The sequence below is a fragment of the Cellulomonas sp. P5_C5 genome (assembly GCF_054049655.1).
On record NZ_JBFULY010000001.1, the window covers coordinates 127,368 to 146,333 of the forward strand.

General features: G+C 72.2%; 18 protein-coding genes. 6 read left to right on the plus strand and 12 right to left on the minus strand.

Features of this window, described 5'->3' with window-relative positions; all coding sequences use genetic code 11:
• Position 1: 1 nt before the first annotated feature.
• The 5 genes from arfA to ACXJKF_RS00680 form a co-directional block, all read right to left on the minus strand.
• On the minus strand, positions 2-1,537 hold the full coding sequence (gene arfA / locus ACXJKF_RS00660) for an arabinosylfuranosidase ArfA (RefSeq protein WP_456785812.1): 1,536 nt from the start codon (positions 1,535-1,537) through the stop codon (positions 2-4).
• The gene (locus ACXJKF_RS00665; RefSeq protein ID WP_456785813.1) at positions 1,537-2,457 is read right to left on the minus strand and encodes a carbohydrate ABC transporter permease; all 921 of its coding nucleotides are present in this window, start codon (positions 2,455-2,457) and stop codon (positions 1,537-1,539) included. Before ACXJKF_RS00665 ends, arfA begins: the two co-directional genes overlap by 1 nt.
• Complete coding sequence (locus ACXJKF_RS00670; RefSeq protein WP_456785814.1) at positions 2,457-3,398, minus strand: carbohydrate ABC transporter permease; 942 nt, start codon at positions 3,396-3,398, stop codon at positions 2,457-2,459. The genes ACXJKF_RS00665 and ACXJKF_RS00670 overlap by 1 nt, the downstream gene beginning before the upstream one ends.
• Positions 3,399-3,413: 15 nt before the next feature.
• Positions 3,414-4,772, minus strand: a complete 1,359-nt coding sequence (locus tag ACXJKF_RS00675) for an extracellular solute-binding protein (protein ID WP_456785815.1) — start codon at positions 4,770-4,772, stop codon at positions 3,414-3,416.
• A 154-nt stretch (positions 4,773-4,926) separates the two neighbouring features.
• Positions 4,927-5,931: a LacI family DNA-binding transcriptional regulator gene (locus tag ACXJKF_RS00680; RefSeq protein WP_456785816.1), complete on the minus strand. Its 1,005-nt coding sequence runs from the start codon at positions 5,929-5,931 to the stop codon at positions 4,927-4,929.
• Positions 5,932-6,015: 84 nt separating this feature from the next.
• Here ACXJKF_RS00680 and ACXJKF_RS00685 point away from each other — a divergent pair, with 84 nt between their 5' ends.
• Positions 6,016-6,750, plus strand: coding sequence for a VTT domain-containing protein (locus ACXJKF_RS00685; protein ID WP_456785817.1), 735 nt, complete (start codon positions 6,016-6,018; stop codon positions 6,748-6,750).
• Positions 6,751-6,791: 41 nt separating this feature from the next.
• Positions 6,792-7,532, plus strand: a complete 741-nt coding sequence (locus ACXJKF_RS00690; protein WP_456786015.1) for an HAD-IIA family hydrolase — start codon at positions 6,792-6,794, stop codon at positions 7,530-7,532.
• A gap of 58 nt (positions 7,533-7,590) precedes the next feature.
• Here ACXJKF_RS00690 and ACXJKF_RS00695 read toward each other — a convergent pair whose 3' ends face one another.
• From ACXJKF_RS00695 to ACXJKF_RS00710, 4 genes are read right to left on the minus strand one after another with little or no spacing between them, the layout of a single operon-like run.
• The gene (locus ACXJKF_RS00695) at positions 7,591-8,160 is read right to left on the minus strand and encodes a LemA family protein (RefSeq protein ID WP_456785818.1); all 570 of its coding nucleotides are present in this window, start codon (positions 8,158-8,160) and stop codon (positions 7,591-7,593) included.
• 27 nt (positions 8,161-8,187) lie between these two features.
• Positions 8,188-8,910 carry a DUF3137 domain-containing protein gene (locus ACXJKF_RS00700; protein ID WP_456785819.1) on the minus strand — a complete coding sequence of 241 codons (723 nt, stop codon included), beginning with the start codon at positions 8,908-8,910 and terminating at the stop codon, positions 8,188-8,190.
• A 7-nt stretch (positions 8,911-8,917) separates the two neighbouring features.
• On the minus strand, positions 8,918-9,493 hold the full coding sequence (pyrE, locus tag ACXJKF_RS00705) for an orotate phosphoribosyltransferase (protein WP_456785820.1): 576 nt from the start codon (positions 9,491-9,493) through the stop codon (positions 8,918-8,920).
• A gap of 19 nt (positions 9,494-9,512) precedes the next feature.
• Entirely contained in the window at positions 9,513-10,307 is a 795-nt protein-coding gene (locus ACXJKF_RS00710) for an SDR family NAD(P)-dependent oxidoreductase (RefSeq protein WP_456785821.1), read from the minus strand.
• Between the two features lie 225 nt (positions 10,308-10,532).
• On the opposite strand from ACXJKF_RS00710, the gene recQ reads away from it, so the two are divergent.
• Positions 10,533-12,572: a DNA helicase RecQ gene (gene recQ, locus ACXJKF_RS00715; protein WP_456785822.1), complete on the plus strand. Its 2,040-nt coding sequence runs from the start codon at positions 10,533-10,535 to the stop codon at positions 12,570-12,572.
• Positions 12,573-12,654: 82 nt separating this feature from the next.
• Positions 12,655-13,470 (plus strand): hypothetical protein, encoded by an 816-nt coding sequence (locus ACXJKF_RS00720; RefSeq protein ID WP_456785823.1) that lies wholly within the window; start codon positions 12,655-12,657, stop codon positions 13,468-13,470.
• Here ACXJKF_RS00720 and ACXJKF_RS00725 read toward each other — a convergent pair whose 3' ends face one another.
• Both ACXJKF_RS00725 and ACXJKF_RS00730 read right to left on the minus strand, forming a co-directional pair.
• Positions 13,471-13,950: a nucleoside deaminase gene (locus ACXJKF_RS00725; protein ID WP_456785824.1), complete on the minus strand. Its 480-nt coding sequence runs from the start codon at positions 13,948-13,950 to the stop codon at positions 13,471-13,473.
• Between the two features lie 60 nt (positions 13,951-14,010).
• On the minus strand, positions 14,011-15,015 hold the full coding sequence (locus tag ACXJKF_RS00730; protein ID WP_456785825.1) for a LacI family DNA-binding transcriptional regulator: 1,005 nt from the start codon (positions 15,013-15,015) through the stop codon (positions 14,011-14,013).
• 206 nt (positions 15,016-15,221) lie between these two features.
• Between ACXJKF_RS00730 and manD the strand changes: the two genes are divergently transcribed.
• Entirely contained in the window at positions 15,222-16,505 is a 1,284-nt protein-coding gene (gene manD / locus ACXJKF_RS00735) for a D-mannonate dehydratase ManD (protein ID WP_456785826.1), read from the plus strand.
• Positions 16,502-18,634, plus strand: coding sequence for an alpha-glucuronidase (locus ACXJKF_RS00740; RefSeq protein WP_456785827.1), 2,133 nt, complete (start codon positions 16,502-16,504; stop codon positions 18,632-18,634). Before manD ends, ACXJKF_RS00740 begins: the two co-directional genes overlap by 4 nt.
• Here ACXJKF_RS00740 and ACXJKF_RS00745 read toward each other — a convergent pair.
• Positions 18,628-18,906: a hypothetical protein gene (locus ACXJKF_RS00745; RefSeq protein WP_456785828.1), complete on the minus strand. Its 279-nt coding sequence runs from the start codon at positions 18,904-18,906 to the stop codon at positions 18,628-18,630. The genes ACXJKF_RS00740 and ACXJKF_RS00745 overlap by 7 nt on opposite strands.
• Positions 18,907-18,966: the final 60 nt, after the last annotated feature.

Consider the following 18,966-nt stretch of genomic DNA (forward strand, 5'->3'; position numbering starts at 1 on the left):
GCTAGGCCAGCGTGACCTCCACCTCCACGACCGCCCACGACAGCGGCGGCAGCCGCAGGCTCACCGCACCGTCGTCGGCACGGACCCCGTCGAGCGTGCGCAGCCGCACGCGGTCCTGGGCGTCCTGCGCGTTGGTGGTGTGCCGGTCGCCGCCCTCGGGCACGGTCAGCACCTCGGCGCGCGTGACCTGCCCGGCCGCCCAGCCGCGCAGGTCGACCGCGACCTCCGCGTCGTCGTCGAGACCCCGGTGCGCCAGGAAGAGGGCGACGCGGCCGTGCTCCTCGTCCCACGTCGCCGACACGTCCACCAGGTCCACCGCGTCGAACCGCGCGGTGTCGTACCGGTCGGAGGTGACGGCCGTGCGCAGGACGACGCCGCGGGCCAGCGCAGCCATGCGGGCGAACGGCCAGAAGATCGACTGCCGCCACGCAGGCCCGCCCTCCTCCGAGCGGATGGGCGCGATGACGTTGACCAGCTGCGCCTGGTTGGCGATCTTCACGCGGTCGCCGTGCCGCAGCAGGGAGTTGAGGAACGTGCCGACGACCACGGCGTCGGTGACCGAGTACTCGTCCTCGATGATCCGCGGGTGCTCGCGCCACGCGCCGGTCTTCTCGATCACGTGCGGCTGGTCCTCGGTGTCCTTGCCGGTGGCGTACCAGACGTTCCACTCGTCGAAGGAGAGCTGCATGAGCTTGCTGTGCTTTCCGCGTGCGCGGACGGCGTCGGCGGTCGCCACCACCGACTCGATGAAGTAGTCCATGTCGACCGCGCTGGCCAGGAAGCTCGCGTGGTCGCCGTCGTGCTCCTGGTAGTAGGCGTGCAGCGAGACGTAGTCCACCTGGTCGTAGGTGTGCCCGAGCACCGTCTGCTCCCACGCGCCGAACGTCGGCATGCCGGAGTTCGACGAGCCGCACGCCACCAGCTCGATCCGCGGGTCCACCAGGCGCATCGCCTTGGCGGCCTCCTGGGCGAGCCGGCCGTACTCGTCGGCGGTCTTGGCGCCCATCTGCCACGGGCCGTCCATCTCGTTGCCCAGGCACCACAGCCGGATGTCGAACGGGTCCTCGTGGCCGTTCTTGCGGCGCCGGTCCGACAGCTCGGTCCCGCCGGGGTGGTTGGCGTACTCGACCAGCGCGCGCGCCTCCTCGACCCCGCGGGTGCCCAGGTTAACGGCCTCCATGACCTCGACGCCGGCCACCCGGGACCAGTCGACGAACTCGTGCAGCCCGAACGCGTTGCTCTCGACCGTGTGCCAGGCGCCGTCGAGACGCCGCGGCCGTTCCGGACCGACGCCGTCCTCCCACGCGTACCCGGAGACGAAGTTGCCGCCGGGGTACCGGATGACGGTCGCGCCCAGCTCCTTCACCAGGTCCAGGACGTCCCGACGGAAGCCCTGCTCGTCGGCCGTCGGGTGGCCGGGCTCGTAGATGCCGGTGTAGACGCACCGGCCCATGTGCTCGACGAACGACCCGAAGATCCGGCGGGGTACCTCCCCGACGACGAAGTCGCGGTCGAGCGTGACGCGTGCACGAGTCATCACTGGCCTCCGAAACCGGTGGTGGCGAAACCCCTGATGATCTGGCGCTGGAAGAAGAGAAAGACGACCACGAGCGGGATCGCCGCCAGCACGGCCGACGCCATGACCTGCGCGTACTGCAGTCCGTAGGCGCTCTTCACCGTCTGCAGACCGACGGGCAGCGTCATGAGCGACGAGTCGCTGGTGGCGATGAACGGCCACAGGAAGTTGTTCCACGCCGCGATGAACACGATGATCGAGACCGCGGCGAGGATCGGCCGGGACAGCGGCAGCACGATCGACCAGAACACCCGCAGACGTCCCGCCCCGTCGATCCGGGCGGCGTCCTCGAGCTCGACCGGGACCTGGTCGAAGAACTTCTTGAGGATGAACACCATGGCCGGTGCGACGACCTGCGGCAGGATCACGGCCCAGTACGTGTCGACGAGGTTGAGCGTGAGCATCTCGTAGAACAGCGGGACGATGAGCACCTGCGGCGGGATGATGATCGACGCGATCATGCCCCAGAACAGCCAGCGCCGGCCCGTGAACTCGAGCCGGGAGAAGCCGTAGGCGGCCAGCGACGACACCACGAGCGTGATGAGCGTGATCGCGGTCGCGGTGAGCAGGCTGTTCCACGTCCAGAGCGGGATGTTCCCCTGCTGCAGCACGCTCGTGTACGCCTGCGTGGTGAAGCCGTCGTCCGGGAGCCACGACACCGGCGTCGCGGCCGCGGCCGTCTCGGTCTTGAACGACGTGACGAGGGCCCAGAGGAACGGCAGGAGCCAGAGCAGCGCGAGGACCACCAGAGCGACGAGCGCTCCGATGCGGCCCGGGCTGGCGAAGCGCTCGCCGATGCGCAGGCCGGCGCGCTCGGCGAACCTGCCGCGCGGTTGGTGGACGGTGCGCTGGGTCGTGGGCTCGGTGGCGACGGCGGTCATCAGGCGCTCCTGCGGGACGTCAGCCGGACCTGGCCGACCGAGATGATGACGATCAGGGCGAAGAAGATGTAGGCGATGGCCGACGCGTACCCGAACCGGTAGCCGGTGAACCCGGTCTCGAAGATGTACATGACGACCGGGCGGGTGACGCCCGCCGGACCGCCGTTGGTCATGACGTAGATCTGGTCGAACACCTTGAGCGACGCCAGGACCTGCAGCATCACGATGAGCACGGTGGTCGGGCCCAGCTGCGGGACGGTGATCGACCGCAGCTGGCGCCATCGCCCGGCCCCGTCGAGCGCGGACGCCTCGTACTGCTGCTCCGGGATGTTCTGCAGGGCGGTGAGGTAGAGCAGGAAGTTGAACCCCACGGTCCACCACGTCGTCATGACGACGACGGCGAACATCGCCCACGTCGGATCCTGCAGCCACGCCACCGGATCGACCCCCACGGCGCCGAGCATGTAGTTCACGAGCCCGAGCTGCGGGTTGTACATCCAGATCCAGATCTGCGCGGCGACGGTCGACGCGAGCAGGAACGGCATGAAGAACGAGAGGCGCCAGAGCCACTGGCCGGGCAGCCCCTGGTGCACGAGCAGGGCGAGGGCGAGCGAGACGACGACGAGCGGGACGGTCGAGAGCACCGTGAACCACAGGGTGTTCAGCAGCGAGCGCCACATGATCGGGTCCCGGAGCGCCTCCGCGTAGTTCGCGAAGCCGATCAGCTGGCCGTTGGCACCCGTGATGCTCTCGCCGGTGAAGCTGAGGTAGAAGCCGTGGATCAGCGGCCAGATGAGGAACATCGCGAACACGATGACGAACGGCGCGACGAACGCCCAGCCGATGCGGTTGTTGCGGTGGTGGGCCGAACGCTCGCCGGCCCGGACCTGCGACGAGCCTGCGCGCGTGCCGGCGGCGGCGCTGAGAGCTGCGGTGGACATGTCGACTCCTTCCGGTCAGACGGGGTTCGGCTTGGAGAGCTGGACGTTCACTCGTCGGATGAAGGCGGCGAAGCCCTCCGCCGCGTCGGAGCCGTCGAGGTAGACGCCCTGGACGGTCTCGAGGAAGTAGTTCTGGAAGTCGCTGCCCGATCCGGTGAACCACGCCTCCGGGTCGTAGTTGAGGATCTCGGCGGCCGGCGCGTAGTGCGCCTGCGGCACCAGCGCCTGGTACTCGGGGCTCTGCACGACGGGCTGGAACGCCGGGATGTGCCCGGCCTCGGCCCACGCGAGCGAGCTGGTGAGGATGTCCGCCACGAACCGGTAGGTCGCGCGGCGCTGCTCCGGGTCCGGGCTCGACTGGTGCGGGAGCGTGAACGCGTGCGAGTCGGCGTAGGCCGCCGGCGTGCCGAACAGCGTCGGGATCGGCTGGGCGTCGAAGTTGAGGCCCGAGCTCTTGGCGGTCGGCAGCTCCCAGACGCCGGTGAAGAACATGCCGCTCTCCCCCGACATGAACTCCGAGACCGCCGTGCCGTAGTCGCCGCTGGGGGTGCAGATGGTCCCGTCGAGGAGCGTCTGGATGAACTCGAGCGACGCGACCGCGGCGTCGTCGTCGACCTTCGCGGTCAGGCCGGACAGGTCGAAGTCCGCGTCGTGCTGCTTGTAGAGCGTGTAGAACAGCCGCCACATCTGGGCGCCGTCGCCGAGGTACCCGTAGGAGAGCCCGTGCTTGCCGGTCACGGCCTGCATGGCCCGCGCGACCTCGAGGAACTGCTCCGGGCTGTCGATCGGGGCCAGCTGCCCGTCGGACCCCAGGACGCCGGCCTGCTCGGCGACGTCGAGGTTGTACATCATGATGAACGGGTGCGAGTCGAGGGCGATCGAGTACTGCTTGCCGTCCAGCCCGCCCTTGGCCCAGACCCGGTCGAGGAAGTCGGACTCCTGCACGCCGTTCTCGGCCAGCAGGTCCAGGTCCCAGGGGTCGAGGAGGCCGCCCGGCGCGTAGCCGGCGACGCGTGAGGCGTGCATGATCGCGGTGTCCGGGGCCCGGCCGCCGACGCTCGCCATGGCGAGCTTCGTGTAGTACGGCGCCCCCCAGGCCAGGACGGTCTGGGTGGCTTCGTAGCCGTGGTCCAGGGCGTTCACGTCGTCGACCAGGCCGGCCATGTTGATGCCGTCGCCGCCGCTGAGCAGGTGCCAGAAGGCCAGCTCGCGGACGCCGGCCGCCGTCGCGTTCGCGGGGGTGCAGCCCGCGAGCGACCCGATCGCGACGACGCCGCCGGCTGCGGCGAGCGAGCCGATGAGCATCTGGCGACGGGTGAGGCCCGGTCCGGGCGGGTCGGCTGGGCTCGGGGGCGCAGAGTGGTGCGGTGCCATGCCCTCACTCCTTCGTGAGACACGTCCGACGTCATCGTCGGCAGGTGGGTCCGGCGTCGTCGCCGTGCCCGGTTCGCATCATTACATCGTTGGAACAGGGTTGCCAACAGAAGCGCTCACACCCGAGTCATCGGGACAGTGACCTGCTGCGCCGTCAGCCGGTGCTGGCCCGGACCACGACCCGGTGCGGGTACACGAGCTGTCGGGCCGGCCTGCCGGGGTCCGCGATGCGCTCGCTGAGCAGGTCCAGCGCCGCCACCGCGTAGCCCCGCAGGTCGAACGCCACGGTGGTCAGCGGAGGGACCGCGTACCGCGCGGCGGCGACGTCGTCGAACCCCGCCACCGCGACGTCGTCGGGCACCCGCAGCCCGCGCTCCCAGAGCACGCTCAGCACCCCGAGGGCCATCGAGTCCGTGAAGCAGACGAACGCGTCGGGCGCCGGGTGCTCCGCCAGGTGGGCCCGCGTCGCCTCGACCGCCCGCTCCGTCGTCCAGTGCCGCACCGGGATCTCGAGGTCCGGGTCGTGCGCCACCCCGGCCGCCGCCAGGGCAGCCCGGTACCCCTCCGTGCGCTGCCGTGCCGCCGCGGTCTCCACCCCGGCGGGTGGCGTCCCGACGGCGGCGATGCGGCGCCGGCCCGTCGCCAGCAGGTGCTCCGTCATGTCCCGCGACGCCCGCACGCTGTCCACGCCCACGTGGTCGGCCCGGTCCTGCACCACCTCGCCGATGAGCACCGTCGGCGGCAGCGGCCCCGCCACCACCGGGACGGCCGAGTCCGCCAGGGAGACCGGGTTGAGCACGAGCCCGTCGACCAGGTGCGACCGCGCCCGGGAGAGGAGGTCCCGCTCCCGGCCCGGCTCCGCAGCCGTCTCCTCGATCTGCAGGGACCAGCCGCGCGAGTGCGCCTCCTCGACGAAGTGGTGCGCCAGCTCCGCGGAGTACGCCGTCGACAGGTCCGGCAGCGCCAGCGCGATGAGCCCGTACCGCCCGTTGCGCAGGCCGCGCGCGCCGAGGTTCGGCACGTAGTCGAGCTCCGCGAGCGCGCGCTCCACCCGCTCGCGCGTCTCCGGGCGCACGAACACGACGCCGTGGATGACGTTGGAGACGGTCTTCGGCGACACGCCCGCTCGGGCTGCGACGTCCTTCACGGTGGCGCGCACGGCGCCATTGTTCAGCACGGCGACGCACACGGTCCGCACAACCCGGCCACGGGCTGCCCACCGACCGCCCCGTACTCTGGGCACATGCTGATGACGACCGCCCTCACGGCCGCCGGACCCGTCGCGGCCCTCGGGCCCGACTTCCTGAACGCCGACCACCTGATCGAGTCGTTCGGGACCGCTGCCCTCGTCGGCATCGCCCTCGTCATCTTCGTGGAGACCGGCCTGCTGTTCCCGATCCTGCCGGGCGACTCGCTGCTGTTCACCGCCGGCGCCCTGGTCGCGCAGGACTCGCTCGACATCAACATCTGGGTGCTCTGCCTGGTCCTGTTCGCCGCCGCGTTCCTCGGCGACCAGACCGGCTACCTCATCGGCCGCACGGTCGGGCCCAAGGTGTTCAACAAGCCCGACTCACGCTTCTTCAAGAAGAAGTACATCGACCAGACCTACGCGTACTTCGACAAGTACGGCGGCCGCACGATCATCGTGGCCAGGTTCGTGCCCATCGTGCGCACCTACGCCCCCGTCGCCGCAGGCGTCGGCGGGATGCGCTACCGCTTCTTCGTCACCTACAACGTGGTCGGTGCGCTGCTGTGGGCCGTCGGCGTGACACTGCTCGGGTACTGGCTGGGCAACTTCACGTTCATCAAGGAGAACATCGAGATCCTGCTCGTGGTCGTGGTGGGCCTGTCGGTGATCCCGATCGGCATCGAGCTCCTCAAGGCACGCCGCAAGGGCCCCGAGCCCGAGGAGCGCGACGAGCGCTACGACGACCAGGCCGAGCGCGACGAGGTCGAGCGGAAGGCCTTCGGCGCGTGACCCATCACGGTCCCCGGGAGATCCGCTCCTGGCTGTCGGACATGGACGGCGTGCTCGTCCACGAGGGCACCGCCCTGCCCGGTGCGGCGGAGTTCGTCACCGCCCTGCGCGACGGCGACCGCCCGTTCCTCATCCTCACCAACAACTCGATCTTCACCACGCGGGACCTGCGCGCCCGCCTGGCGGCCTCCGGGATCGACGTCCCCGAGGACGCGATCTGGACCTCGGCGCTGGCCACCGCGCAGTTCCTCACCGACCAGATGCCGGGCGGCTCCGCCTACGTGATCGGCGAGGCCGGGCTGACCACCGCGCTCTACGAGGCCGGCTACACGCTGACCGCCGCGCAGCCGGACTTCGTGGTCCTCGGCGAGACGCGCACGTACTCCTTCGAGGCGATCACGCAGGCCATCCGCCTGATCCAGGGCGGCGCGCGGTTCATCGCGACCAACCCCGACGTCACCGGCCCGTCCGCCGACGGAGACCTGCCTGCCACGGGCGCGGTCGCCGCGATGATCAGCGCCGCCACCGGGCGCCAGCCCTACTTCGTCGGCAAGCCCAACCCGATGATGATCCGTTCCGCGCTGAACCGGATCGACGCCCACTCCGAGACCACCGTGATGGTCGGCGACCGCATGGACACCGACGTCGTCGCGGGCATCGAGGCCGGGCTGCGGACGTTCCTGGTGCTGTCCGGGTCCACCAAGCTGGCCGACGTCGAGGCGTTCCCGTTCCGGCCCACCGAGATCCTGAACTCGGTCCAGGACCTGGTGGACCGGGTCTGATCCGCACATCCAGAAGCCTTCGTCCTGCTGGGCAGGACGAAGGCTTCTGGGTGTCGTCCTAGAAGCTGACCTCGGGCGCTGCCCGGACGCTGGGCTCCTCGACCTCGAAGTACTCGGCCCGCTCGATGTGGAACATGTTGGCGATGATGTTGGGCGGGAACGTCTCGACCTTCGTGTTCAGCTCCCGCACGTTCGCGTTGTAGAACCGGCGGCCCGCGGCGATGCGGTCCTCGGTGTTGGTGAGCTCGGCCTGGAGCTGCTGGAAGTTCTCGCTGGCGCGCAGCACCGGGTAGGCCTCCGCCACGGCGAACAGCCGGCCGAGCGCCTGCGTGAGCTGGTTCTCCTGCGCGGCCTGCTCGGCCGGGCCCGAGGCCGGTCCGGCGGCGGCGGCGCGGGCGCGGGCGACCTCGTCGAACACGCCGCGCTCGTGGGCCGCGTAGCCCTTGACGGTCTCCACGAGGTTGGGGATCAGGTCGTGGCGGCGGTGCAGCTCGACGTCGATCTGGCGCCACGCCTCCTGCACCAGGTTCCGCAGCCGGACGAAGCCGTTGTACGTCGCGACGGCCCAGATGAGCACGATCACGACGATCACGGCGAGGACGATCAGGACGATGACACCGGTGCTCACAGCAGGGCCTCTCGGAGGTCGGGCGGTTCAGGAGATCGTAGCGTCGGGACCGGGTTTCCCCGCGGGTGCCAGCGGGTCGTGCCCGTGGTCCAGCCAGACGTGCCGCGGGATCGTGCGGACGACCCCGGCCAGCAGCCCGAGGCGTGGCGCGATGCTTTCGAGGTCGGTGCTGCCGGGCTGCCACGACAGGATCCACAGGCCGTCGATCCGCCAGCACGTCCCCCGGGCGTCCGGCCGCAGCAGCCGTTCCATGAGCCGGGGGTGCACGATCGCGTGCCCGGTCCGCTGGTCACGCGCGGTCACGCGGAACGCCCTGTTGAACTCGTCGGACTCGAACTGGATGTCCTGGGCGCCGACCAGCTTGGCCAGGAACGCCCCCAGGCCCTCGGGCGTCACCTCGACCGTCGGCAGGTAGGTGGGCAGCCCGAGGCCGACGACGTGCGCGTGCTGCGTGCTGCGCTTCTCCCCGCTGCCGGTGGTCCACTGGTACGTGAACGAGAGGGCGGGACGGGACTCGAAGGTGCCCCGCAGCACGTCGGTCGCCCGACGCGCGCTGCCCTCCCCGAAGGGCTGTCCCGTCGAGATGTCGACGAGCGTCGGGTCGGACTCCGCGTACGTCCAGCCGTTGCGCAGCGACCACGCCCGGAACCGCTCGTACCGCGTGCGCCGGACCCAGTACTGGCCGAGGACGACCGCGACGACGGCCGCCCCGCCGAGCAGCATCAGCAGCAGGTACCCGGCCTCCGCCACGGTCGGGTCAGGCCAGGCCGAGGTCGGACAGGCTGAACAGGTAGTGGTACGGCACGCCGAGCGCCTCGATCTTGGCCTGCGCCCCGGTCGCGCGGTCGACGATGACGGCGGCGCCCAGCACCTCGGCACCGGCCTCGCGCGCCGCCTCGATCGCGGTGATGGGCGAGCCGCCCGTGGTCGACGTGTCCTCCAGGATCACGACCTTGCGCCCGGCGATGTCCGGCCCTTCGACGCGACGCTGCATGCCGTGCGCCTTGGCCTCCTTGCGGACGACGAACGCGTCGAGGTCCTGACCGCGGGACGCGGCGGCGTGCAGGAGCGCGGTCGCGACGGGGTCGGCACCGAGCGTCAGCCCGCCGACGGCGTCGATCTCCGCGGTGCCGAGGCCGACCTCCTCGAGCCGGTCCAGCAGCAGGTGACCGATCAGCGGGGCGGCGCGGTGGTGCAGCGTCACGCGGCGCAGGTCGACGTAGTAGTCGGCCTCGCGGCCCGACGACAGCGTGACCTTCCCGTGCACGACCGCGAGAGTCTTGATGAGGTCGAGCAGCTGCTCGCGGGGCGTCAAGGAGAGGTCGGTGCTCACGGCGGTCAGGCTACCGGGGTCAGCCGACCGTCGGGGCGTCCGTCTCCTGGCCCTGGTACGCCCGGCGGTAGCGCCCGAACGCGCGGACGGCGGAGCGGGGGGCCAGCCGGGCAGCCGCCGACAGCGTCCGGTAGCGCAGGCTCGGGGTCGACAGGACGGCGCCGCGTCGGACGTCGGCAAGGCCGGTCGCGACGACGTCCTCGGCGTTCAGCCACGCGATCTCGGGGTACGCGGTCATGTCGATCTCGCCGCGGGCGTGGAACTCCGTGTGCACGAATCCGGGGTTCAGCGAGGTGGCGGTGACACCGGTGCCGCGCAGCTCGACGGCGAGGCTCTCGGTGAACACCCGGACCCAGGCCTTGTGCGCGGAGTACGTGCCGGACGTGAGCAGGGCGGCGACGGACGCGACGTTGAGGATGGCACCGCGGCCGCGCGGGACCATCGCACCGGCGGCGGCGTGCGACAGGACCATGACGGCGGTGACCATGATCGCGAGCGCCGACTCCTCGTCGGCCAGGTCGCCGGGCACGAACCGCTGGTTGAGACCCAGGCCGGCGTTGTTCACCAGCAGCCCGACGGGGCGCTCGGTGGCGCGCAGCCGGTCCGCGACGCGCTCGACGTCGGCGCGGACGGACAGGTCGGCGACGAGCACCTCGGCGCGGATGCCCGCGGCGGCCTCGAGCTGCGCCGCGAGGCGGGTCAGCCGCTCCTCGTTGCGGGCGACCAGGACGACGTCGTGCTTGGCCGTGGCCAGCTGCCAGGCGAACTCCAGGCCCAGGCCTGCGGACGCGCCGGTGATGAGTGCGGTTGCCATGCGCCCACCCTACGGATCGGTCGGAGGCGTCGCGCGTCGCGTGCCCCCTGCTCGCCGGGTCTGTGCCCGGTCCGGGTCGGGAGCGCACGGCGACCGTGCCCTGAGGCACGCCACGGCCCGCCCGGACGACACCGATGGCATGGTGGGCCCCGGGCGCCGACCGGCAGGGTCGGGCTGTGGACGGTGCGACCGGGACCGTCGGCGGTCGGACGTAGGGTGTGCCGCGTGACTGACGGGTGGGGTAGCGACGTGCCGGACTGGCCTCTCGACGAGGAGCCGCCGTTCGACCCGTTCTACGACGCCCCGCCGCCCGAGCAGGACGACCCGCGCGCGCTCCCGGCGGCGGAGCGACGCGACCGGTCCGGCATCCCGCGGCGCGCACCGGCCGCGCGCCCCGACATCCCGCGCCAGGTCGCGCAGACCCTCGACCCGGAGGCGGCGCTGGCTGCCGCGGCGGAGGTGCTGCACAGCGTCTGGGGGTACGACAGCTTCCGGGGTGAGCAGGCCGAGATCATCGACACCGTCGTGCGGGGCGGCGACGCGCTGGTGCTCATGCCGACCGGCGGCGGCAAGTCGCTGTGCTACCAGGTCCCGGCGCTGGTCCGGCAGGGCACCGGGGTCGTCGTCTCCCCCCTGATCGCCCTGATGCAGGACCAGGTCGACGCCCTGTCCGCGCTGGGCGTGCGGGCGGGGTTCCTCAACTCGACGCAGCAGTCGTTCGAGCGGCGCAAGGTCGAGGACGCCTACCTCGCCGGTGAGCTGGACCTGCTCTACCTTGCGCCCGAGCGCCTGCGGGTGCCGGAGACGATCGAGCTGCTGGACCGCGGCACGGTCGCCCTGTTCGCCATCGACGAGGCGCACTGCGTGTCCCAGTGGGGGCACGACTTCCGGCCCGACTACCTGCAGCTGTCGATGCTGCACGAGCGCTGGCCCGAGGTCCCCCGGATCGCCCTGACGGCCACCGCGACCGAGCAGACCCATGCGGAGATCGCGCAGCGGCTGCAGCTCGGGGACGCCAAGCACTTCGTCGCCAGCTTCGACCGGCCCAACATCCAGTACCGGATCGCCCCGAAGGACAAGCCGCGCGACCAGCTGCTCAACCTCCTGCGCACCGAGCACGAGGGCGACGCGGGCATCGTGTACTGCCTGTCCCGGAACTCGGTCGAGCAGACGGCGCAGTTCCTGGTGGAGCGGGGCGTGCCGGCGCTGCCGTACCACGCGGGCCTCGACCGGCAGGTGCGCGCACGGAACCAGAGCAGGTTCCTGCGCGAGGACGGGATCGTGATGGTCGCGACCATCGCGTTCGGGATGGGCATCGACAAGCCCGACGTGCGGTTCGTCGCGCACCTGGACCTGCCGAAGTCCGTCGAGGGCTACTACCAGGAGACCGGCCGCGCCGGCCGTGACGGGCTGCCGTCGACGGCGTGGCTGGCGTACGGCCTCGCCGACGTGGTGCAGCAGCGGCGGATGATCGACACGTCCGAGGGCGACGCCGCCCACAAGCGCCGGCTCACCGCGCACCTGGACGCGATGCTCGCGCTGTGCGAGACGGTGTCGTGCCGTCGGGTGCAGCTGCTCAACTACTTCGGCCAGCCGTCGCAGGCGTGCGGCAACTGCGACACGTGCCTGACGCCGCCCGAGTCGTGGGACGGCACGGTCGCGGCGCAGAAGCTGCTGTCGACGGTCGTCCGGCTGGAGCAGCGCGGGCAGCGGTACGGCGCGGGCCACCTGGTCGACATCCTGCTCGGCAAGGAGACGCCGCGGGTCACGCAGCTCGGTCATCGGGACCTCAGCACGTTCGGCGTCGGCAAGGACCTGTCCGACGGGGAGTGGCGCGGGGTCGTGCGGCAGCTGCTGGCCATGGAGCTGCTCGGCGTCGACTCCGACGGCTACGGCACCCTGCGGCTCGCGCCCGACAGCGCCGACGTGCTGCGCGGGGCGCGCGAGGTCCGGCTGCGGCGGGAGACCGAGAAGGTCGTCCGGTCGCGCGGCTCGCGCGGCGCCCGGGCCACCGCGGCAGCGGACCTCACGGGCGACGACGTCGCGCTCTTCGAGGTGCTGCGGGCGTGGCGCGCGGGAGTCGCCAAGGAGCAGGGCGTCCCCGCCTACGTCGTGTTCCACGACGCGACCCTGCGCGAGATCGTGACGCAGAGGCCGGCCTCGCTGGAGGCGCTCGGCGGGATCAGCGGCGTCGGTGCGACGAAGTTGGAGCGGCACGGTCCGGGACTGCTTGCCGCGCTCAACGGGGTGACCGAGCCGGTCTGAGCCGACGCGAGACGTCCGCGCACGGACCGGGCGGCCCGGGCGGCCCGGCAATGAGGTGGACCCGACGTGCTTCGATCGCGACATGTTCCGCTACGAGGCCGACCCGAGCGTCGGGGACTGGCTCCGGCCACGGCTCGGCCCGTTCGGCGCGGTCGTCGGCTCGCTCGTCCCCCAGGGCTACGAGGCGTACGCGCGCGTCCTGCACCCGATGTTCGACGAGGCGTACGCCCCGGTGACGTGGGCGTCGGTCGCTGCGGTGACCGGCCGAGTGGTGCACCCGACCGCGCAGTCGTGGCGGGTGGCGGGAAGGCCGGGCGTCCATGCACCCCAGGCGGAGCCGCTCGGGAACCGGGTGGCGGAGGTCGACGAGTGGCGTGGCCTCGAGCCGGCCGCGGGGTCCGTGGACGGTCGGGAGCTCCGCGTGATCGCCCGCGTGCTCGCTCGGCACACCGGCAGCGACCTCGTCGCGGCGTTCTGGGAGGGCACCGGCTGGACGGGCGGCGCGATGCTGTGCCTGTGGTCCGGGGCCGCCGGTGAGCTGCCGTCCTCGGTCCCCGCACCGGACGACCTGGACCCTGAGGTCCTGCACGGCCCGAAGCTGGAGCTCCCGCACCGCACGTACGTGCTGTTCCGGGCCGGCCCGGACGATCTGGTCGACCTCGCAGACGGCCGCGCCCGCGCCGACGTCGACCCGTTCCGCCCAGATGGGCGCACGCCGAACCTGCTCTGGCCCGTCGACGAGGCGTGGTGCCTGGCCACCGAGGTCGACCTCGACTCGACGGTGGTGGGCGGAACCCGGGCGCTGGTCGACGACCTGCTCGCGGCGCCCGGCCTGGAGGTCGTCGAGGTGACCCAGACCGACTCGCTCGGCTGGTCCGACGACCTGGTCAACTCCTGATCAGCGCCCGGAGCGGCGGCGCTGCAGGTCGCGGACCTCGTCGGCCAGCGCCGGGACCGGCCCTTCGACCGCGATCCCCGGTGCGACCGCGGTGATCGGGAGGGGCGCCACCGGGGCGGCGGGGACGCCCCACTCCGCCAGCCAGGCGCCGGTCTGCGCGGACGAGGTCGCGTAGACGATCCGGCCCAGGCCGACCCAGGCGTGGGCCGCGGCGCACATCGGGCAGTGCTCGCCGGAGGTGTAGACGGTCGACGCCGCGCGCTCCTCGGGCGTCAGGTGGTTGGCCGACCAGCGGGCGATCTCGAACTCGGGGTGCCGGGTCTCGTCGCCGTCCTTGATGCGGTTGCGGTCCTCGAACCGGACCCGACCGGCGGCGTCGACCAGCACGGAGCCGTACGGCTCGTCGCCGTCGTCGAGTGCCTCGCGCGCGAGGTCCACGGCCCGGCGCAGGTGAAGGAGGTCGGTCGCGGTGATCGCCATCGCGCCACCCTGACGCAATCGGTCGCCCCGGCACAACGCCCGAGCGGGTCTCCCCGCCCGTCAGCGGACGACGCGCAGGGGGGCCGTGCCGGTGGAACCGCGGATGACGAGGTGGGTGGGCAGCTCGACGGTCACGGTGCCGCCCGGGTGGCTGGGGTCCAGGCGCGCCAGCAGGAGGTCGGCGGCCGCGTGGCCCGCGCGCTCCAGCGGCGCCGCGATGGTGGTCAGGCCGGGGCGCACCAGGTCGGCGCCGAAGACGTCGTCGCAGCCGACGACGCTCATGGCACCGGGCACGTCGACCCCGCGCTCGGCCAGCCGGTCGAGGATGCCGAAGGCCAGCAGGTCGTCGAACGCCAGGACGGCGGTGACGTCGGCGTGCAGGACGGCGTCGGCCGCGGCTGCCCCGTCCTCGCGGCGCGGCACGAACGGACCGAGGAAGACGACCTCGACACCGAGCCGCTTGGCGGCCGTGCGCAGGACCGCGCGCCGGCGACGGTCCGACCAGGACGCGCGCGGGCCGCCCGCGTAGGCGACGCGGCGGTGCCCGAGGGACGCGAGGTGGGCGAGAGCCTGGCCGGTGCCGCCCGCGGTGTCGACGAGGACGCCCGACTGGTCGGGCACCGGGCGGTTCACCGTGACCATGGGGAACTCGTGCGACCAGGACGTCAGCCGGTCGTCGTCGAGCCGGGAGGCCGCCAGGACGGCGCCGTCGACGGTCGGGCGCAGCGCGCGCAGGGCCCGCTCCTCCGCCTCGACCGACTCCTCGGCGTCGACCAGCACGTGCACGTAGCCGTCGGCACGCAGCCGGGCGGCGGTGCCGCGCACGATCCCGAAGAAGTAGGGGTTGGTGACGTCGGGAACGAGGAGCGCGACCATACGGGTGCGGCCCGAGCTCAGCGCGCGACCGGTGGGGCTCGGCGCGTAGCCGAGCTCCCGCGCGGCCTCGCGGACGCGCGTGGCGGTGCGCTCGTTGACCCGTCCCGGCTTGGTGAGCGCGCGGGAGGCGGTGGAGATGGCCACGCCGCTGGCGGCCGCGACGTCGCGGAGGGTGGGTGGCCTGGTCATCGGTCCTCGTCGAACGATCGGCAGCGACGGGCCGACCGGCCCGGCGCGGGTCCCATCGTGACGGTGAAGCCGCCAGATGGCAACCGTAGGCAAACGTTTGCCCGGCGGAGGGCAGCACGCCTACGGTGGACCCGCACCCCGCACGGGCGGAGGTGCGAGAGTCAGCAGAGCAGCGCCGACGGCGTCGTCGGCGGGACGGAGCAGGCATGCCGACGGACCACCCCGACACCGCACCGAGCGACCTCGCCCCCGCGGCCCGCGGGAGCGCGATCCGGTCCGCCGAGGTGCTGATCACCAGTCCGGACCGCAACTTCGTCACGCTGCGGATCACGACGGAGGACGGGGTCGTCGGCCTCGGGGACGCCACCCTGAACGGCCGCGAGCTGTCGGTGGCGTCGTACCTGTCCGACCACGTGGTGCCGTTGCTGCTCGGACGCGACGCGCACCGCATCGAGGACACCTGGCAGTTCCTCTACCGCTCCGCGTACTGGCGACGCGGTCCGGTGACCATGGCCGCGATCGCCGCCGTCGACGTGGCGCTGTGGGACATCAAGGCGAAGGTCGCGGGGCTGCCGCTGTACCAACTGCTCGGCGGCGCCAGCCGGACCGGGATCATGGCGTACGGGCACGCGAGCGGCCGGGACCTGCCCGAGCTGTTCGACTCGATCCGGCACCACCAGGAGCAGGGCTTCCGCTCGATCCGCGTGCAGACCTCGGTCCCGGGCATCGACGCCGTCTACGGGGTGGCTGCGCAGCCGTCGTCGTCGGGACGCTACGACTACGAGCCCGCGCAGCGCGCTCCCCTGCCGGCCGAGGAGGACTGGGACACCCGCGCCTACTTGCGGCACATCCCGTCGGTGTTCGAGGCGGTCCGCAGCGAGTTCGGTCCCGAGGTTCCGCTGCTGCACGACGGGCACCACCGGATGACCCCGATCCAGGCGGCGCGGCTGGGCAAGGACCTGGAGCCGTACGACCTGTTCTGGCTCGAGGACTGCACGCCCGCGGAGAACCAGGACGCGCTGCGCCTGGTCCGGCAGCACACCACCACGCCGCTGGCGATCGGCGAGGTGTTCAACACCGTGTGGGACTACCAGACGCTGGTCCGGGAGCAGCTCATCGACTACGTCCGGTCCGCCGTCACGCACACCGGCGGCATCAGCGCGCTGCGCAAGATCCTCGACTTCGCCGCGCAGTACCAGATCAAGTCCGGCATCCACGGGCCGACGGACATCTCCCCCGTCGGCATGGCCGCCGCCCTGCACCTGGACCTGGCGATCCACAACTTCGGCATCCAGGAGTACATGCAGCACGGTTCCCGGACCGACGAGGTGTTCCGGCAGTCGTTCACGTTCGAGGACGGCTACCTGCACCCGGGCTCGTCGGTCGGGCTGGGGGTCGAGTACGACGACGAGGCTGCCGCGCGGTACCCGTACGAGCAGGCGTACCTGCCGTTCAACCGGCTCAAGGACGGCACGGTGCACGACTGGTGACGGCCGTGCACCCCCTCTGGCTGCCCGACGAGGCCTTCCGGGCGCTCGGCTCGCGGCGCGTGCTCGTCGCGGTGGGCCCGGACGACGGGCCGGTCGCCGACACCCTCGTCGCCGAGGTCGCGGCCGCCACGGAACGGTTCGGCGGGTCCCTCGTGACCACGTCCGTCGAGCGTCCCGTCACCGCCGACGAGGCCCTGGACTGCGACGTGGTGCTCGCGATCGTGCCCGGCGTCGCGCCGGCGGGCAGCGCCGTCACCCGCATGGTGCCCCGGCCCGGCACACCCGAACGGCACGACCCCTACCTTCCGGCGATCGCGGCGGTGCTCGGTGAGCGCTTCACGACCCTGCGGTGGCCGACGATCGGCGCCGACTCGTTCACGACCGGGCGGGTCGGCCGGACCACGGTCGTGCTGGCGGACGGTGCGGCCGGGCTGCTCTACGGGATGCACGCCCTGGTCCGACGCGGGGAGTCGGCGTTCACCGCCCCCCAGGGCGAGATGTGGTGGGACGGCCCCGTGCACCCGGTCCGCATGCTCGACCACTGGGACAACACCGTCGTCCACCCCGTCATGGGCCAGGTGGAGCGCGGGTACGCGGGCGGCTCGATCTTCTACGCCGACGGCCGGGTCCGCGACGACCTGTCCCGCGTCGCGCAGTACGCGCGGCTGCTCGGGTCCGTCGGGATCAACGCGGTCGGGCTGAACAACGTCAACGTGCACGCGGCCGAGGCCCGGCTCCTCACCGACCACCTCGGCGACGTCGCCCGGCTGGCCGACACCTTCCGGCCGCACGGCATCCGCGTGTACCTGTCGGTGAGCTTCGCGGCGCCACTGACCGTCGGAGGGCTCCCGACGGCGGACCCGCTGGACCCGAGCGTGCAGGACTGGTGGGCGGACACCGTCCGCCGCGTCTACGAGACCATCCCGGACTTCGGCGGCTTCGTCGTCAAGGCGGACTCGGAGGGGCAACCCGGCCCGTTCGCCTACGGGCGCGACCACGCCGACGGGGCGAACCTGCTGGCCCGGGCCCTGGCGCCGTTCGGTGGCACGGTGTTCTGGCGTGCGTTCGTCTACGACCACCACCAGGACTGGCGCGACCGCTCCACGGACCGCGCGCGGGCGGCCTACGACCACTTCACGCCGCTGGACGGCCGCTTCGACGACAACGTCGTGCTCCAGGTCAAGTACGGCCCGATGGACTTCCAGACGCGGGAGCCCGTCTCCCCCGTGATCGCCGCGATGCCGCAGACCCGGCTCGCCGTCGAGCTCCAGGTGACGCAGGAGTACACGGGCCAGCAGAAGCACGCGGTGTACCTCGGCCCGCAGTGGGCGCAGATCCTGGGGTTCCCGCTGGCGGAGGACGGGCGCACGGTCGGGCTCCTCGCCGCCGGGCTGCCCGACGGGCGCCCTGCCGGGCTCGTCGCGGTCTCCAACGTCGGCGACGACGAGTTCTGGACCGGCCACCCCCTCGCGCAGGCGAACCTCTACGCGTTCGCGCGGCTGGCCTGGGGTGAGGAGGACCCGGTCGCGATCCTCGACGAGTGGATCGCGCTCACCTTCCAGGACCCGTCTGTGGCGCCGGCGGTGCACGCCGTGCTCGACGACTCCTGGCGCACCTACGAGCGGTACACCGCGCCGCTCGGCGTCGGCTTCATGGTGCGGCCCGGTCACCACTACGGCCCCGACGTCGACGGCTACGAGTACACCGCGTGGGGCACCTACCACTTCGCGGACCGCGACGGCATCGGCGTCGACCGCACCCGCGCGACCGGCACGGGCTTCACCGGCCAGTACCCGGCGCCGTGGCGGGACGTCTACGAGTCGGTGGAGACGTGCCCGGACGAGCTGCTCCTGTTCTTCCACCACGTCCCGTACACCCACGTGCTGCACAGCGGATCGACCGTGATCCAGCACCTCTACGACACGCACGCGGACGGGTACGACGAGGTCGTGCGGATGGCCGCGGCGTGGGAGTCGGTCCGGGGGCGGGTGCCCGAGCCGTTCTTCGACCGGGTCACCGACCGCTTGGTCGAGCAGGAGCGCAGCGCCCGCGAGTGGCGCGACCAGCTGCGCAGCGCGTTCCACCGGCGCTCGGGCGTCCCGGACGCGACGGGGCGCAGGATCTACTGACTTGGGCCGTCTCCAGACCCGGCGGGGTGCCGCCGGTCGTACTGCTCGATGTGGCGACGGTTGGCCCCGATGCTGAGCCAGATCGACGACCCGACCGACGCCATGGCGACGGCGGACAGCCACGCCGTCCAGCTTCCGTCGAGCACGGTGACCACGATGGCCACGGCGACGAAGAAGACGACCACGCCCACGATCGTCACCTTCACCCCCGACTCGTGCGCGACCAACCAGCGGTGGTGCCTCGTGGGTTCCAGGTCACGGTCAGCGGTCACGCCTCCATGGTCCCGCGGATGCTCGTGCTCGCCCGCGCTGGCCGGGACTCAGGTCATCCA